We start from the raw sequence: 15,966 nt of genomic DNA on the forward strand, positions 1-15,966 counted from the left end.
TCATGCAGTGCTTGTCACGGTGGGAATGGGCAATGGCGGATAGTATGAAAGCGCCTGAACTTCCGACCGAAAAATGCATGACAGGGGACCGGATCTCGACGTCTTCTTCGATATGTCACGAACGAAAGCGCAGGTTCCCTCGCGTGAGCTCATCGACCGAGGTGCAACCCATCAGCTTCATGCCGCGCTCGATCTCCATGTGCATCAATTCCAGCGCGCGTTCGACGCCGGCCTGCCCGGCGGCAGCCAGTGGGAAGAGATAGTAGCGGCCCAGTCCGACCGCCTTGGCGCCCAGCGAGAGGGCCTTGAGCACGTGGGTGCCACGCTGCACGCCACCATCCATCATCACATCGATCCTGTCTCCCACCGCATCGACGATCTCCGCAAGCTGGTCGAATGCGGTACGTGAGCCGTCGAGTTGGCGACCGCCGTGATTGGAGAGGACAATTCCGGTGCAGCCAATCTCGACCGCACGCCTGGCGTCCTCGACCGACATGATGCCTTTCAGGCAGAATTGCCCGCCCCAGTGCTGCACCATTTCGGCAACGTCGTCCCATGACATGGAAGGATCCAACATCTCCGTGAAATAGCGGCCGATCGACATCACGCCATCGCCCATATCGACATGGCCATCGAGTTGCGGCAGCCTGAACCGCTCATGCGTAAAGTAGTTGATCGCCCACGATGGCTTGATCGCGAACTGGGCGATGCCAGCAAGGTTGAGCTTGAAGGGAATAGCGAAGCCTGTTCGCTTGTCACGCTCGCGGTTGCCACCAGTGATGCTGTCCACGGTCAGCATCATCACCTCAACCCCCGCCTGCTTGGCCCGAGCCATCATCTCACGGTTCAATCCACGGTCCTTGTGGAAGTAGAATTGGTAGACCTGCGGCCCATTGCTGATCCGGCGCGCCTCTTCGAGGCTGACGGTGCCAAGCGAGGAGACGCCGAACATCGTGCCATATTTCGCCGCCGCTGCCGCCACCGCGCGTTCGCCCTGATGGTGGAACAGGCGCTGGAGCGCCGTTGGCGAACAGTAGACCGGCATCGCCAGATTCTGCCCCATGACCGTCACCGACATGTCCACTTCGGTCACGCCGCGCAGGACGTTCGGCACCAGGTCGCAGTCATCGAAGGCGGCCATGTTGCGCCGATAGGTGACCTCGTCATCGGCTGCACCGTCGATGTAGTTGAAGATCGGTCCCGGGAGGCGCTGCTTGGCCATCCGGCGGAAGTCATGGAAGTTGTGGCAGTTTCTCAGACGCATCTCATCACTCTGTTGGCTCGGGCTCACCTGTCCGATAGCGCATTGCCGCGCAGTGCTTCTCCCTTACAGACCCTCGTTGAATGACAAACAGCCGTGGGGGTGGCGCGTTGATTTATCGTATCGATCGGAAGGTTGCCGTATTCCGAGGTGCTGGCCTGGAGATACATATGATCAGCACTCTTCCTTTATTACATGCCACCTTCCTTGAAAAACTCGTCGCAAACTTCATTGCGCCGGATATGCCTGATCTGTTGATGCCGGTATCGGCAGCCAAATGAGTTGTTTCGCAACGTCTGCATAGGGTGGTGGAAATCTGCTCGAGCGCATTTCTCCATTTCCATTAACGCAAAGTCCTCCGCTTTTGCGTTTGACGCAGCGCGCAGTGCAGCTACCATGGTCGGAAGCCGGCATATGATGGTTTAACCGGCCCGATCTCCGAGGGATGGCCGTGGCGGGACGGGGGGCACGACCGGACGCTTCGACCGGGGATACGCAAGTTTCGCCCAGAGCGCCTACAGCTTCCACTATCAGGACACCGAAGCCTTCAAGGAGAAGGACACGGGACGAGGGTTCAACCTGGCGACGTCGCAGTTCACCGGGCTGGCGCGGGGGTGACATGCCGATGGCGGCTCTGGCACGGAACCAGCGGACCCATTGAATACGAAAAATAGAACCACGATTTATAATAACGCCTTGAAACGATAATGAATAGATAACCGGCATTACCTATATTTTTTGTTTAAGCATTAACTACACCAACAAAACAAAACTTCATTTCAGAATTTCTGTGACAGTATAGATCATCATCTTTTTGCAAAATGGAGTCTTCACATGAAATTAAGAACATTCTCGGCGTATCTCTTGTCCGCAACCATCGTTTCTTCTTTTGTTGTAGCTCCAGGTTTTGCGCAGGAGCCAAATGCAGCCGCAACATCGCAAGCCTCCCAGCCGACCCCTGCACAGCTTGCAGCCATGAAGAAGCTGCAGATCGTCTCCGATGAAGGCTATGCCGCGGTACGCGGAATCGCTCTTGCCAGACTGGCCATTTTTCAGGGTGCGCCGGACCGCGCCAAGAGCATTCTGACGGCGGTCAAGCAAAGCCTCGACAAGGCCCAGGCCGGTACGGCCGGTCTGGCCGGAAAACTCAAGCAGGCCAATGGTCCGCAAGATGAGGTTGCCGCGATACAGTCGGGCCAGGTTCCGATAGATTTCGCCGTCGGTATGAATGATGATTATACCGTAACGCCGGAAACCGCCAAGAACATTGCAAATGCCAACCAGCATCTCAACAATGGCAACACGCAGAAAGCCGTTGAAGAGCTGAAGCTTGCCAATGTCGATGTCTTCGTTACCGAAACCGACGCGAATCTTCCTGTTCTTGCAAAAGCAGTTGATGCGGCATTGACCCAGATTGCAGGTAAACAATATTATGAAGCAAACCTGAGCCTGGTGAAGGCTGGCGACGCCATTACCATGCGTACGATATCCGAAGGCAAGGACGCAGCTTCACCGGACAAGACCGGCGCTGTACCGAAGCCAACGCCTGCCCCAGCGCAGTAGTCGGCGCAGTAAAAGCCAAATGACCGTCTCGGGGCAGATTCGCGCCAGCTTTGCTGGAGTGGGTCTGCCCCGAGACGGTTTGCGTTTTCGGAGCAATGCCGATCTTGAGAAATTATGCTCCCTGGTTCCCGCAAAACAGGAACGCTCTTAGACTTGCTCTAGCGATTGCTCCGCGCGTGCCGCGATCCGCTGATAGGCTTTCTGGATCGGGTCACGGACCTGAGTAACGTAACTGGCCCCGAGGCGGAGAAGGGCCTGCAGGTGCTCCCGCCCACCTTCATAGCCCACGATCGGTGCGAAAGGCTTCATGGCAGATCGCTGTTCGGCGGGATAAAGGCGCTTGTATTCAACGAAGTTCGTGAAGCTCTCATAGTTGTCGGCGCCCAGAAGATAGGTCTCGGCAGGAACACCCTCGGCCAGGATCGCCTCATGAGTATCAAACACGATATTGAAATACTCGATCGTCTCCCGATCCGAAGGGAGGGCTGGTGCAATCGAGATCCCATTGACCAGTTCCTTCACTCGAATGAGGACGCCGTCGATGAACAGGGCGTGGCTGGGAGAGAGATAAAGATCGGTGTGAGGCGTCCGTTGATCAAGAGCTTGTCGCGAAATGCGGATGGGCATAACACTGTCATGCCAGGACGCGCCGCTTTTCCTGAAGATCTGGCGACCGATCCATTTGATCATCCTGGCTTCGCCGCGCACGGTTTCAACGAGATCGCCGATCTGAAGATCCTCGATACGAACCTCCCCTTTCGGTGTCATGATAGAGGTGCCTCGGAGGAAACAATGAGCACCGCCTCCGCCGGAACCGCCACCGGGATTGCCCTTTCCAGGGCCCTTTCCCCAGTTGTTCCCCATGGCTTTGACCGGCAAAGACGAAACGGTCATCGCTACGGCGCTTATCGCCGCCACTTTGGCGCTTGTCGCAACCGCCACGCCTAGAAAATGACGTCTCGCCCGATTACGCGGCATTTGCCGATCTGTATTTAGCGGCATAGTCCCTCTCCTTGTGTCCCTATTCCATTTTCTGACAGCTATCCTACATCGACCTGCACCGGCTGAACTCTTCCGAATTCGTCCTTATGCGATGGTGAAATAGGCGTAGCCATTCCGCAAAAGATGTATGGCAGGAAGCGACTTGGCTTCTTGGAAGAGGATGTGCGTCGTATGCGTGGTTTCTTCAGCTTTGCCGTACGCGGCGTCTGTCGTTGCCGATCAAATGATCGAGCGAAATCCGACCCGCGCCCCACGCCATGATGCCGAGCGCCATCGCCGCCCAGGTCAGGTGAAGCGGCCAGCCCGTAGGCACCGTGAGTTGGACGACAATGGTCATGACGAGAAGTCCCAGTGCCGCCAATCGTGTCCCCAGGCCAAGGACGAGGAGAATGGGCAACAGGATTTCCGCCGATCCAGCAGCAAACGCCGCGACACCGGGCGCGGGGAAGGCATAGGGGCCGCCGGGCAAATACAGCTTGAATTCACTGCTGAAGAGCAACACCGCAACATCGTTCAGTTGCAGAAATCCATCCCATTTGTTGATGCCCGAGCGCCAGAATGGAACCGCGAGTGCGATGCGCAGGGCAAGCTGGGTGAGAGACGGCTGGGCAATGGCGCGAACACTGGCGTCCACCCGCCCAAAAAATCCGCTTATTCCATGCCAACCGGCGGCCTGTCCTTCGGGAGCCATTGTCTCAATCTCCATGAACGATTGCCGAGAACGCGCCCGCCTCGATCATTCCGGCAATATTGGCGGATAGATCGAATTGCGGGCTTTTTTCAAACGCCGCTGCGGTGGCCGCGACGAGCGCCCCACCTTGGGCGAGATGCGCCAGAAAAACCGCTCCACCGGGCGGCAACCGCCGGACGATGACCTCCAGACCGGGTCGGGTGACCAGTGCATCCTCTGATGTGGCCGCTTCGATGGGGCCAACCGGTCCGTCGCCCCGGTTTGAGGCGAAAATGCTGACAGCCGGAAATCGCGAGCGCAGGATCCGCGTCGAGGGATGCGGCGTCAAAACGCTATCGGCCAATCGCTCCGGCGCAATTGCAGCCAAAGCCTCGGGCTTTAGCGGCTCCGCATCCGCCGCGTGATAAGCGTCAAGCCATGCCCGTTCGATCCGCGCCACATCCGCCAGCCAAGGGATTTGCGCCGCATATTCGTAGCGTTCGATAAAATCCGGGAATTCCCGGCCATATTCGAACAATAGCGGCGAAGCCGGCGGCGTAGCCCGCACATGAGACCGCGCCATCGCACGGAAAAAATCCACACCTGTAATGCGCTGCGTTGCCGGGAACACCGCCGCCAGAGCATTGATCAGGCTGACCGTCACATTGTTGCGATAGACATTATACCGCTTGCGCGCGGCCTTGCCGTTTGGACCGCAAACTGCGGTGGGAGCGGTGCGCTGGGGGTCGAGCAGCGCCGGGACGAAATCATCCGCGTAAGAGAGCGCGGCGAGACCCTCGTTATGTTCAACCGACCGCATGGGCTTTTCCCTGTATGAAACCGCGTGCATATCCGTCAAGGATCGCCTGAGCCGCTGCAGCCTCCGCCTTGAGCACCGGCCAGTCGGGAATGGCGCTGTCCCACTCGACGAGCGTCGGGATTGGGCCTGTCTGGCCGATCACCCTGTCGAAAAGTTTCCACACGGCATCGGCAACGGGTCCGTCATGGCTGTCGATGAGGAGGAGATCACCCTCGTCATCGCTCTGCTCGGCATGTCCCGCCAGATGGATTTCGCCCACATGCTCAAGCGGGAAATCCGCGAGATAACCCAGTGCGGAGTAGCCGTGATTGGTGGCTGAAACGAAGACATTGTTGATGTCGAGCAACAGCCCGCATCCGGTGCGCCGGACCAATTCGCGCAGGAATGCCGTCTCGCTCATCGTCGACTCCGCAAAGAGGACGTAAGTCGAGGGGTTTTCCATGAGGATCGGCCGACCGATCGTCTGCTGGACTTCGTCGACGTGGTCCGCAACACGTCCAAGCGTGGCTTGTGTGTAAGGCAGAGGCAGCAAATCATTGTAGAAGGTGGTGTCGTGGGTCGACCAGGCGAGGTGCTCCGAAACGAGTGCCGGCTCATAACGCTCGACCAGCGTCTTGAACCGGCCAAGATGCGCCTTGTCGAGCGGTTGCGGTCCGCCGATCGACATGCATACGCCATGCAATGAAACGGGATGATCGCGGCGGATGCGGGTGAGCGCGTCATGAGGCGGCCCTCCCGCGCCCATGTAGTTTTCCGCATGGACCTCGAAGAAGCCGTGCTGCCTGCCGGCAGCCAGGATCGCCGGCAGATGTTCATGCTTGAAGCTCGTGCCGGCGAGCCCGGCTATGGCATGCGCCGGAAAGCGGCAGGCTCCCGACGCATGTGAATCAGGATGTGCCGTTAATTCATTCATCGTGACCTCCGCTTTCCGGCGAATTACCTAAAGCGCGTTGCGTTCAACTGAACTCATGCGCTGCGCTTTAGGTCTTTGTTTTTGCGCATGTCTTTGTCCCAAAACCGGTTCCCACTTTTGGGAGACATGCTTTAGAACCCCTGGATTTATGATGGGACGTCGCGCATCAGCGGCTCGGGCGAGCCCATGCGGTCGCCGGGTAGATCCATGGTGGTGCAGGTGCCGCCATCGACGAATTTCCAGGCATTGCCCTGATAGTCTACGGTCGACGTGCCCTGGCAGGTCGTTCCCGGACCGGCGGCGCAATCGTTCTGCCCCGCCATGGCGACGCCGTAACACTTCTCCATACCCTTATCCATGGCCTCCTTGGCCTGCTCCGGCGACAACGGTGCGGCGGCGGCGGCCGATGCAAGCGCGGTCGCGACGGCACCCGCCAGGAACGCCGAATTCACGGTTGATCTGATGGACATATTCCACTCCTCGGATTGGTTGCTCAGCGTGTTGTTCTTCAATCACGCCAGTACCAGTTCGCTCCGGTCGGGCTTTTGTTACATCTTCCAATTCATATAAATTCGTGATTGGTACTCGCAATCGTCCGGGCGAATTTTGCCGGCCCTGTAACAAAGGGCCGCGTGCGAGCGAATTGGGGAGGAAGCAGACTTGGACGGCAAGGACGAAGAAGAACTTGCCCGCCTCATGCGCGCCGCCATCGCGGGGGATGAACGAGCCTATGGTGAATTTCTGCAACGGGCCTCTTTCCTCGTGCGAGGTTTGGCCCGGCGGAAGATCACCCACGGCGGAATTGACCCGGAGGACATCGTGCAGGAAACGCTGCTGGCAATCCATATCAAGCGCCATACATGGCGGAGCGACCAGCCCATCACACCGTGGCTTTATGCCATTGCGCGCTACAAGATCATCGATGCCTTTCGCCGTGGCGGTCGCCGTATCGAGATCGAAATCGGCGAAATCGCGGAGATATTTGCCGCGCCCGAACCTGAAACGGTCAGCGAGCGGGAGATCGGCCGCGCACTTTCCACTCTTGCGCCCGGCCAGCGCTCGGTGGTGGCGGCCATTTCCGTCAATGGGCGCTCGATCGGCGAGACGGCCAAGAGCCTCAATATGAGCGAAACGGCCGTGCGGGTCGCATTGCATCGCGGGCTGGCAGCGATCGCCAGACGATTCGGGCGGAACTGAGAATGGATACGAGCGAACTCATCAAGACCTTGGCGGCAGATACGCGGCCGCGTACGTTATCGCTTTCGGTCGCCTGGTGGGGCGCCGTGGCAGTCGCCATTGCCATTGCCGCCGCCGTGTTTTTCACAACGCTCGGCCCACGGCCCGATATTGCCGCTGCCGCCGATACCGTACGTTTTCTGTTCAAGTTCGTCTTTACGTTCACGCTCGCAGGAAGCGCCTTGATCGTCACGCAGGCATTATCGCGGCCAGGCAGCCAGTGGCGCCGAGCCATGCCCTATCTCGCGGTAGCGCCAGTGCTGTTGGCATTCGCGGTCATGCTCGAACTCTTCGCATTGCCGCCCGCGACGTGGTCTGCCAACCTGATCGGAACGAACAGCATGGTATGCCTCGTCTATATCCCGCTGATCGGCATCGGTCCGCTCGGCGTTTTTCTGCTGGCCCTGCGCCATGGCGCGCCGACGACGCCGGCGCTTGCCGGCGCCGCCGCGGGACTTCTCGCCGGGGGCCTCGCCGCGACATTCTATGCCACGCATTGCCCGGACGATTCACCGCTTTTCGTGGCGACCTGGTATATGATCGCTATCGCTATACTTACGCTTGTCGGGGCCATCACTGCCAGCCGCCTTGCCCGTTGGTGACGGGCTGACGCCGCCCGGAAATGGGCGGCGTTCCTGTTTCCATCGGTTCACACGCTGAGCTGTTCCTTCACCGGCAATTGCCGGATCCGCTTGCCCGTCGCCGCAAAGATCGCGTTGGCGATCGCCGGCGCGATCGGCGGTACCCCGGGTTCACCCACACCGCCGAGCGGCTGCGCGTAGTCCGGCCCGGGCACCAGATGGACATGGATCTCCTTTGGTGAAGCATCGATCCGCGCCACCTCGTAGCCGTCGAAATTGTTCTGCTCGACGCGCCCGTCCTTGAAGGTGATCTCGCCAAGCAGGGTATTGCCGACGCCCATGATCGCCGCGCCCTCCATCTGGGAGCGGATGCGGTCCGGGTTCACCTGCGGCCCGCAATCGATGGCAATGTCCATCCGCGGGATCGTCAGCAGGCCGTGCTCATCAACCTCGACCTCCGCTGCGACCGCCACATAGGTGACGAAGCTGTAGTGGGCAGCAAGACCAAGCCCTCGGCCCTTCGGCAGGCTGCGGCCCCAGCCGGCTTCCTGCGTCGCGAGCTCGATAACCCCTTTGAGACGGCCCGTGTCGATCGGATAGAGCTTGGGATCCTCCCCATAGTTCCAGCCATCGCCGATAGCAGTCGGATCAATCTTCCGATCGGGACCGATCAGTTCGAGCAGATAATCCTTATGATCGCGTCCGGCTGCATGGGCTAATTCCGCCACAAAGGACTGAATCGCGAAGGCATGCGGGATATTCGAAACGGACCGGTACCAGCCGATCCGCGTCATCGCCACCGCTTCCGGATTTTCGATCCGTATATTGGGAATGGAAAACGGCAGGTTCACCAGCCCCATACCCAGCTCGAATGGCAATTCGTGCTTTGGATCCGGTCCGAAGAGTGAACCGATGGTCGGCGCCACGCTGCGATGCAGCCAGGCGGCAGGCTTTCCGCCCGCATCGAGCGCGGCTTCGAGCCGCTCGACGGAAACAGTGTGGAAATAGGCGTGCTGCACATCGTCCTCGCGCGTCCAGGTCACCTTGACCGGCGCGCCATCCATGGCCTTGGAGAGCAGGCCCGCCTCCACCACAAAATCGGGTTTCGACTTCCGGCCGAAGCCACCGCCGAGCAACGTGACATTGACGGTGACATCCTCCACCGGGATGCCGAGCCGGCCGGCCAGGCGGTCGCGGGTCGCCTGTGGCGCCTGCACACAGGCCCAGGCTTCGCATTTGCCATCCACGATGCGTACCGTTGCCGCCGGCGGCTCCATCGATGCCTGGGCGAGATGCGGAATGTAATATTCCGCCTCCAGCCGTTTCTCAGCCTTGGCCAAGACGCCATCGGCATCGCCCGAATTCCGAACAACCGCGCCGGGCTTGCGCGCGGCAGCTTCGAGCGTCTCCCGATAAGTGTCGGACGAATAGGCCTTGTTGGGGCCATCATCCCAGGTGATCTCCAGCTTGGAGCGCCCCTGGATGGCGGCCCAAGTGTTCCTGGCGATGACGGCGACACCGCCGAGCGGTTGGAACTCGGAAGGGATCGGCGTCGGTTCGATGGTCACCACCTTGAGGACGCCAGGTACCTTCAAGGCCTCGGCGTCGTCATAGCTGGCAATCTTGCCGCCATAGACGGGCGGGCGCGCGACAACTGCATAGACCATGTCGGGCAGACGCGTATCGATGCCGTATTGGGCCCGGCCGGTGGTCATGTCGAACCCGTCGATCAAGCCGATCTCGCCCTTGCCGATATACCGGAACCGGGATGCATCCTTCAGCTCGATCGCGTCGCGTTCCGGGACGGGCAGTTCGGCTGCCGCCTTGGCCACCGCGCCATAGCCGATACGTCTGCCGGACGGCTTATGCTCGATCTCGTGGTTACTTGCCTCGACCTCGGTGACCGGCACGCCCCATTGCTGGGCGGCCGCCTCCTCAAGCATTGCGCGTGCCGCGGCGCCACAGCGCCGCATCGGCATGAAGAAATGGCGTATGGAGCGCGAGCCGTCCGTATCCTGATTGCCGAAGCGGGCCTCATCACCTTGGGCCTGAGCCACCTTGACCCTGGCCCAGTCCGCCTCGAGCTCGTCGGCGACGATGAGAGCAATCGACGTGCGGACCCCCTGCCCCATCTCCTGGCGGCTGCAGGTTACCGTCACCGTTCCGTCATCGGCGATGGCCACAAAGATTTTCGGGTCGTCGCGCAAGCCGTTCGGCATGCCGTCGCCGCCATATTTGGCGTCCTGTGCCTTAGCCGGGATGCTGCCTGGAACACCGACCGCCAGCACGAAAGCGCCCGCTCCAAGTCCGGTAAGCACACCGCGGCGGCTGATATTCGTAATCGTGGATGAAAGATTCAAAGGGTTGGTCATAGCTTGGCCCCCTGAGTGGCGGCGGCAGCCTGTTTGATCGCTGCGCGGATGCGCGGATAGGTGCCGCATCGGCAGATATTGCCGCTCATGGCGCTGTCTATGTCTTCATCGGTCGGCTGCGGCGTGTCCTTCAAAAGCGAGGCCGCCTGCATGATCTGGCCGCTCTGGCAGTAGCCGCATTGCGGCACGTTGAGCTCGCGCCAGGCTATCTGGAGCGGATGATCGCCATCAGCCGCCAAACCTTCGATCGTGGTCACCGACAGTCCGTCGGCATCGGCGATCGTCGTCTGGCAGCCGCGCATGGCCGTGCCATCGACATGGATCGTGCACGCACCGCACAAGGCCTGGCCGCAACCGAATTTCGTGCCGATCAGGCCCAGTTCGTCCCGCAGATACCAAAGCAGGGGCATGCTGGAATCGCCATCATATTGCCGCTCCTCGCCATTCACACGCAATATCGCCATCAGTGGGTTCCTCCTCAGGTCGGATGAAAAAGATGAATAAAACAGTCGCAAAGGCTTCCGCTCGCCATAGTCGCACAGACTCGGCCACCATAGTGACCGCCCGTAGCAAGCGTTACAAATAAGGTTTTAGTGATCTGCGCTACAATAATCCCAACCAACGGCGGTGTGAAGCCTGCTGCTTTGCAAACGTCCGAGCCCTGGCCATAGCCGCCACAGGCATCGAATTTGACACCCAGCATCGTTGAACCGCCGTCTCTGGCTTGGAACATGGGCTCTCTGGGGCTCTCTGCCCTGTTCTACAAAGACCCACACCAGGGAGAGGCCCTCCTGCGGCGCAGGCACAGCATGGTGCGCGGGCGAAGACCAATCTCCAACGCAAGCACGCCTTTCTCAGCCTCGCGACGCATCTTTCGTTTCCGCCAAAGGCAAATCGATGGCTGACATGAGCCGGCCTTGCCCTCGCCGATAGAGCATCGTATGAGCCGCCGGAGCCAACAGATCTGCATAGGGCGTAAACCCCTCGATCGTCTTGTTGAACGGGACAGCGCCGCAGCCAGGCACCGCACAATCGGGCTTGCCCTTGGGACATGCGTTGAAGTTGCAAAGCCGGCCGAGATAATGATCGCTTCCCGGTTCGAAAAGAAAGACCTCCACCTGATGAGCCGTGACGCTCGGGCCAGTTCCGGCGGAAAAGGCATCGCGCAGGGCGAGATCGCGCATCCGGCGCAGCGCGCCCAACCGACTCTGCGATGAGAGCCACACGGCAAGATCGAGATCCTTGCATTCGTGCCACACCTCGATGCCTGCCCGGCGGAACTCCCGAAAGCGCGGAACCTCCTTCCACAATGGCCTGGCAACCGAGCCGATCACCGCCACGGCTTCGATCTCCTCAAAGCCCATGAAAGCTTCCGTCACCACGTCGGCCGCCATGCGAAACTCATGCTGCCGCCTCAGCATGAACCTGTTTTGCTCATCGATCGCCGAACGCCGCATCGGCTTCACTCCAAAAGCTTCATGAAATTGCGCTTCCACCCGTGACGTTCCTTGATATTCGCCAGGTAGGCCGCCTGCTCCGCGGTGCCACGCAGAGCACCCATGCGGGCAATCTGTGCGGCCACGAATCCGCGATAGTATGACGATCTCACGATATTCCACCAGATTTCAAGAATGGCGTTGATGAGGTTGGCTCATGGCCGATCGGCCCCGTCGGCATGACGCGCACGCCCGCCAGCACTCCTATCCACCATCGCGATGATCGTTTCGAAGAGTTCGTCCTTCGCCTGCGCGGCAGTGATGTCTCCGGTCGCGGCGGCATAGGATAGAGCTTCAGCCGCTCCGAGCATTCCCCAAAGGCCGGCTGGAGCGATAACACCAGCTCCAGCGAATGGAGTGAGGACAATCCGGCACTTCTCGATGAACACCGCCTCATATTGTCGCTTGATCTTTTCAAGCTCCGGCGAACCGGCAAGTGCTGCAATCACGCCCGGTATCTCGCGTCCCTGGAGGAGCACGCAATCGACATAGGACGATGCGATGACCGCCGCCCGGCTCGGCAAGGTCGGTTGGCTCGCCTGGAGCGCTGAATCCATGATTGCCGTCTGGCGCGCGTCGAAGTCCTGGTAGAGCGCTGCCAGCAGCCCGGCCCGCGTGCCGAAATGATCATAGACGACAGGTTTTGTAACATTCGCCTGCTCGGCGAGCCGCCCGAGCGTCAGGGCTTCCGTTCCCTCCTCGCGGGTCAGCCGCCATGCAACGTCCAGGAGTTGGCGATGGCGATCCTGCCTCGACAGCCGGCGGCGCGGCTGCGGATGGGAAGACTGGTCTCTCGTTTCGGTGCTTGACATACCTATATACCAAAAGTAACTTACTAAAAGTATATAACACCAAGCCTTCCCACGCAATCCGTTCGCAGGAGTTTTCCCATATGCACGCGCTGATCGTTGTCTCGCACCCGAATCCCGCATCGTTCACCCACAGTGTCGCCGCGCATCTCGCAGAAGGCGTCACCTTGTCCGGTCCAGGCAATTCCTTCGAGATCGCGGATCTTGCGGCGGAAGGTTTCGACCCAAGGTTCACCTCGGCGGATATCGCGGCCCATCTGAGAGAAGCGCCGTCCTCTGCCGATGTAACTGCCGAGCAGGCGAGGATCGATCGCGCCGATGCCCTCGTGCTGGTCTATCCCGTCTATTGGTGGTCGATGCCGGGGCTTCTCAAGGGATGGATCGATCGCGTCTTCAGCAATGGCTGGGCTTATGACGACGGGCTGGGCGCCAAAGTCGTCAAAAAACTCCAGCACCTCCCCGTGCATCTCGTCGCCATTGGCGGCGCCGATTTGGGGACCTATGAGCGGCATGGTTATTTCGACGCCATGAGAACGCAGATCGATCATGGGATCTTCGACTATTGCGGCGCGCCGGTCAAAACATCCGAGTTCCTGCTGCCGTCGGAAGCGCAGGACCCGTCCGCTCATCTCGATGCCGCGCGCAATATCGGCCGCAATCTATTCGATGCATCTGGGGCATCCCGACGCGGCAAAGCAGCCGAAGCGGCGTGAACATCTGCGCACCGGCAGAACTCATTCTGCCGGTGCGCCAGTTCGTCATCCGAAAGCCGCCGTTTTCGGCCCAGGTTTGAACCCATCGCTTTGGCCCACCTCCGAAGAAGTTGCTAAAGACGCCCCGGCAGGATGCGATTAGTATTGGTGCACAACAACGGAGGTGTAATGTGTCCATGGTTCAAAAACACAGGATCGGGCTTGCCATCATTTCGGCTCTCCTGCTGATCACTGGCATCGCCGTATCAAAGATCTACGCTCAACCGAAAGCCGATGCGGCCTGCGCAACGAAGTTCCTCGAGATCACGCCCATGGCTGCGGCCTGCGGCTTTGCTTTGTCGAAGACGGGTACTTTCACTCGAGACGGGCGAACGCTCGCCGATCCACTCGTCGCATCCTATGAAGATGACGGCAGTGGTCAAAAGCCTGTTGCCGCCGAGCAGGTGGTGTTGTTTCCGCCCTCCCCTTCCGGCCGGTTCCGCATCGTCCAGGGTTGCGGCGGCGCGGGAGAAGACGCGCTGTGCTGGCAGACGCTCGTCTTGGATCAGGAAAAAGCGCAGCTTCAAAATACCTTCGCCGGGCGCTATGGCCCCGAGCATTGGCAGAGCTGGAGCCCGGACGAACAGCATGTGGTGCTCGCGAACAGTGACGAGGGGGCATGGTGGCTTCACGTGATTGATCCAATGAGCGGAAAATCGCATGATTTCCCTGCCGACGACTCGACGGAGAACTGGATCATAGAGCCGCAGACGTTGAGCTGGACGGGACCGCGCAGTTTCACGATGACAATCAAGACATGTGAGGATTGCCCAGCCGCTCAGAAGGAAATACGATTTTGAGCATCGGCTGGTGATGAACATGGAGCAATGATGCCGCACGCATTGATAACGGGGGGCACGAGCGGCATCGGTGCCGGGATTGCGCGGACATTGCTTGCCGCCGGCTATCGCGTCACGGCCACGGGCCTGAGCGAAGCGGAACTGGCCGCGGTCCCGGCAGCCGATAATCTGACATTGCGGCAGCTCGATGTTACCGATGACCGCTCGATTGCCGGATGCTTCGAGGAGATTGAAGCGCTCGATGCGCTCGTCAATTGTGCCGGTATGATCATGCGTGGCGGCGCCGAATACGAAATCGAGAATTTCAGCCGCGTCATCGACGTCAACCTGACCGGAACGATGCGCATGTGTGTCGCCGCAAAGCCGCTTCTGACGCGCAGCCGGGGGGCTATCGTCAACACCGCGTCCATGCTGTCCTTCTTCGGCGGGCCGATGGTGCCCGCATATACCGCCTCCAAGGGCGGCGTCGCACAATTGACGAAGGCGCTTGCTGCGGCATGGGCGGCAGACGGCATACGCGTGAATGCCGTTGCGCCTGGCTGGGTGGAAACGGAACTCACGCGGAACCTGGTCGCGGACGAAAGCCGCTCCGCCGCCATTCTGGCACGCACACCGATGGGGCGCTGGGGCAAGCCGGACGATATCGGCGGAGCGGTGCTCTTTCTCGTGTCGCAACAGGCCAGCTTTATCACCGGAGCCATCCTGCCGGTCGATGGCGGCTACGCAGCCGTCTGAAAACTTGCAGGCTCAAAGGCTGCGTGAAATTTGGAACGGACACTGGGAGGTTTTGTTGATGACAACGCACACACAACGCAAGGTGCTCGAAAGCGCGGATGACGCCCGCATCCCATATCGCCATCCTCAACCCAAGGAATCGCCGCCGGAGATCGTCGTTGCGAGTGTCATTCCGCAGGACGATCGGGTTTGGGTGCCACAGGCGGAAAATGTCTGGTTCCGCCCGCTTTGCCTGTCGGCGTCACGCGGCTACTGGGTCAATCTTCTCAAGGTGCGGAAGTCGGGCGTCCTGTCGCGCCACCGCCATCCGCAGCCCGTCCATGGTTATGTCATCAAGGGTGCGTGGCGCTATCTCGAACATGATTGGGAAGCCGTGGAAGGCGGATATGTCTATGAAGCGCCTGGCGAGACCCATACGTTGGTGGTCGATCCCCATATCGAGGAAATGATCACGCTGTTCCAGGTCAATGGCTGCATGATCTATGTCGATCCGGATGGAAAGCAGCTCGGCTATGAAGACGTGTTCACCAAAATAGACCTGTGCCGTGCCCATTATGAACGGGTCGGATTGGGGATCGATTATGTGGACCAGTTCATTCGGTGAGGCTGCCGGCTTGATCATTCCAGGATTTGATCTCCGCGTTGGATGCGAAACTGCGGAATGTTCGAAGAGCGGCTGCCGGCAGGGCAATCGCTTGAAGAACAGCGCTTCCATCGGCGGAATTGTTATGATTCATAGGGAACCTCGATTTTATGGAGGTTTCCTATGTCCGGCAAAGCACTACTCGATCAGTTTGGCTCCCTTGAAGACCCGCGCCAGTCGTGGAAAGTGCTGTATCCTTTAGCCGAGATATTGCTTTGCGTGCTGTGCGCGACGATGGCCGGGGCGGACGATTTCGTTGAGATCGAGCGCTGGGCCAGGCGGAAGCTGGATTTCCTGCGCCGTTTTCTCCCCT

General features: G+C 59.8%; 20 protein-coding genes. 8 read left to right on the forward strand and 12 right to left on the reverse strand.

Translation table 11 applies throughout. From position 1 onward, the window contains the following. Positions 1-115: 115 nt before the first annotated feature. Positions 116-1,264, reverse strand: coding sequence for an alpha-hydroxy acid oxidase (locus C5748_RS24485; protein ID WP_105745248.1), 1,149 nt, complete (start codon positions 1,262-1,264; stop codon positions 116-118). Between the two features lie 831 nt (positions 1,265-2,095). On the opposite strand from C5748_RS24485, the gene C5748_RS24490 reads away from it, so the two are divergent. Then, complete coding sequence (locus C5748_RS24490; RefSeq protein WP_105745249.1) at positions 2,096-2,824, forward strand: YfdX family protein; 729 nt, start codon at positions 2,096-2,098, stop codon at positions 2,822-2,824. A 147-nt stretch (positions 2,825-2,971) separates the two neighbouring features. Here C5748_RS24490 and C5748_RS24495 read toward each other — a convergent pair whose 3' ends face one another. From C5748_RS24495 to C5748_RS24515, 5 genes are all read right to left on the reverse strand, one after another. After that, on the reverse strand, positions 2,972-3,718 hold the full coding sequence (locus C5748_RS24495) for a Hint domain-containing protein (protein ID WP_342588383.1): 747 nt from the start codon (positions 3,716-3,718) through the stop codon (positions 2,972-2,974). Between the two features lie 292 nt (positions 3,719-4,010). Further along, positions 4,011-4,517 carry a DoxX family protein gene (locus C5748_RS24500; protein ID WP_105745253.1) on the reverse strand — a complete coding sequence of 169 codons (507 nt, stop codon included), beginning with the start codon at positions 4,515-4,517 and terminating at the stop codon, positions 4,011-4,013. A 4-nt stretch (positions 4,518-4,521) separates the two neighbouring features. Continuing rightward, positions 4,522-5,316 carry an HvfC/BufC N-terminal domain-containing protein gene (locus C5748_RS24505; RefSeq protein ID WP_105745255.1) on the reverse strand — a complete coding sequence of 265 codons (795 nt, stop codon included), beginning with the start codon at positions 5,314-5,316 and terminating at the stop codon, positions 4,522-4,524. Then, a complete protein-coding gene (bufB, locus tag C5748_RS24510) occupies positions 5,303-6,229 on the reverse strand; it encodes an MNIO family bufferin maturase (protein ID WP_105745257.1) in 927 nt (308 codons plus the stop codon). Before bufB ends, C5748_RS24505 begins: the two co-directional genes overlap by 14 nt. Before the next feature lie 146 nt (positions 6,230-6,375). Beyond that, positions 6,376-6,699, reverse strand: coding sequence for a BufA1 family periplasmic bufferin-type metallophore (locus C5748_RS24515; RefSeq protein ID WP_105745259.1), 324 nt, complete (start codon positions 6,697-6,699; stop codon positions 6,376-6,378). Positions 6,700-6,889: 190 nt separating this feature from the next. On the opposite strand from C5748_RS24515, the gene C5748_RS24520 reads away from it, so the two are divergent. Both C5748_RS24520 and C5748_RS24525 read left to right on the forward strand, forming a co-directional pair. Next, entirely contained in the window at positions 6,890-7,426 is a 537-nt protein-coding gene (locus C5748_RS24520) for a sigma-70 family RNA polymerase sigma factor (RefSeq protein ID WP_105745261.1), read from the forward strand. Between the two features lie 2 nt (positions 7,427-7,428). After that, positions 7,429-8,067 carry an NrsF family protein gene (locus C5748_RS24525; protein ID WP_105745263.1) on the forward strand — a complete coding sequence of 213 codons (639 nt, stop codon included), beginning with the start codon at positions 7,429-7,431 and terminating at the stop codon, positions 8,065-8,067. Positions 8,068-8,114: 47 nt separating this feature from the next. On the opposite strand, the gene C5748_RS24530 is transcribed toward C5748_RS24525, so the two are convergent. The 6 genes from C5748_RS24530 to C5748_RS24545 all read right to left on the reverse strand — a co-directional run bounded on the left by C5748_RS24530 (position 8,115) and on the right by C5748_RS24545 (position 12,726). Continuing rightward, positions 8,115-10,418, reverse strand: a complete 2,304-nt coding sequence (locus C5748_RS24530; RefSeq protein ID WP_105745265.1) for a xanthine dehydrogenase family protein molybdopterin-binding subunit — start codon at positions 10,416-10,418, stop codon at positions 8,115-8,117. Continuing rightward, positions 10,415-10,882: a (2Fe-2S)-binding protein gene (locus C5748_RS24535; RefSeq protein ID WP_105745267.1), complete on the reverse strand. Its 468-nt coding sequence runs from the start codon at positions 10,880-10,882 to the stop codon at positions 10,415-10,417. The genes C5748_RS24530 and C5748_RS24535 overlap by 4 nt, the downstream gene beginning before the upstream one ends. 14 nt (positions 10,883-10,896) lie before the next feature. Continuing rightward, positions 10,897-11,151 carry a hypothetical protein gene (locus C5748_RS28055; protein WP_146119612.1) on the reverse strand — a complete coding sequence of 85 codons (255 nt, stop codon included), beginning with the start codon at positions 11,149-11,151 and terminating at the stop codon, positions 10,897-10,899. 121 nt (positions 11,152-11,272) lie between these two features. Then, positions 11,273-11,875 carry a hypothetical protein gene (locus C5748_RS24540; protein WP_105745281.1) on the reverse strand — a complete coding sequence of 201 codons (603 nt, stop codon included), beginning with the start codon at positions 11,873-11,875 and terminating at the stop codon, positions 11,273-11,275. A gap of 5 nt (positions 11,876-11,880) precedes the next feature. Then, positions 11,881-12,027, reverse strand: coding sequence for a hypothetical protein (locus C5748_RS28340; protein WP_158259922.1), 147 nt, complete (start codon positions 12,025-12,027; stop codon positions 11,881-11,883). A gap of 42 nt (positions 12,028-12,069) precedes the next feature. Then, positions 12,070-12,726 (reverse strand): TetR/AcrR family transcriptional regulator, encoded by a 657-nt coding sequence (locus C5748_RS24545; RefSeq protein ID WP_105745269.1) that lies wholly within the window; start codon positions 12,724-12,726, stop codon positions 12,070-12,072. An 80-nt stretch (positions 12,727-12,806) separates the two neighbouring features. On the opposite strand from C5748_RS24545, the gene C5748_RS24550 reads away from it, so the two are divergent. The 5 genes from C5748_RS24550 to C5748_RS24570 all read left to right on the forward strand — a co-directional run. Further along, positions 12,807-13,436 carry an NAD(P)H-dependent oxidoreductase gene (locus C5748_RS24550; protein ID WP_105745271.1) on the forward strand — a complete coding sequence of 210 codons (630 nt, stop codon included), beginning with the start codon at positions 12,807-12,809 and terminating at the stop codon, positions 13,434-13,436. Between the two features lie 110 nt (positions 13,437-13,546). Beyond that, a complete protein-coding gene (locus tag C5748_RS24555; protein ID WP_146119613.1) occupies positions 13,547-14,275 on the forward strand; it encodes a TolB-like translocation protein in 729 nt (242 codons plus the stop codon). Between the two features lie 30 nt (positions 14,276-14,305). Beyond that, positions 14,306-15,010: an SDR family NAD(P)-dependent oxidoreductase gene (locus C5748_RS24560; protein WP_105745283.1), complete on the forward strand. Its 705-nt coding sequence runs from the start codon at positions 14,306-14,308 to the stop codon at positions 15,008-15,010. A 58-nt stretch (positions 15,011-15,068) separates the two neighbouring features. Continuing rightward, entirely contained in the window at positions 15,069-15,614 is a 546-nt protein-coding gene (locus C5748_RS24565; protein WP_105745275.1) for a 2,4'-dihydroxyacetophenone dioxygenase family protein, read from the forward strand. A 162-nt stretch (positions 15,615-15,776) separates the two neighbouring features. Then, positions 15,777-15,966: transposase family protein (locus tag C5748_RS24570; RefSeq protein WP_146119614.1), on the forward strand; the 190-nt coding region annotated here is incomplete at its 3' end.

Source organism: Phyllobacterium phragmitis, from assembly GCF_002980495.1.
GTDB lineage: Bacteria > Pseudomonadota > Alphaproteobacteria > Rhizobiales > Rhizobiaceae > Paramesorhizobium > Paramesorhizobium phragmitis.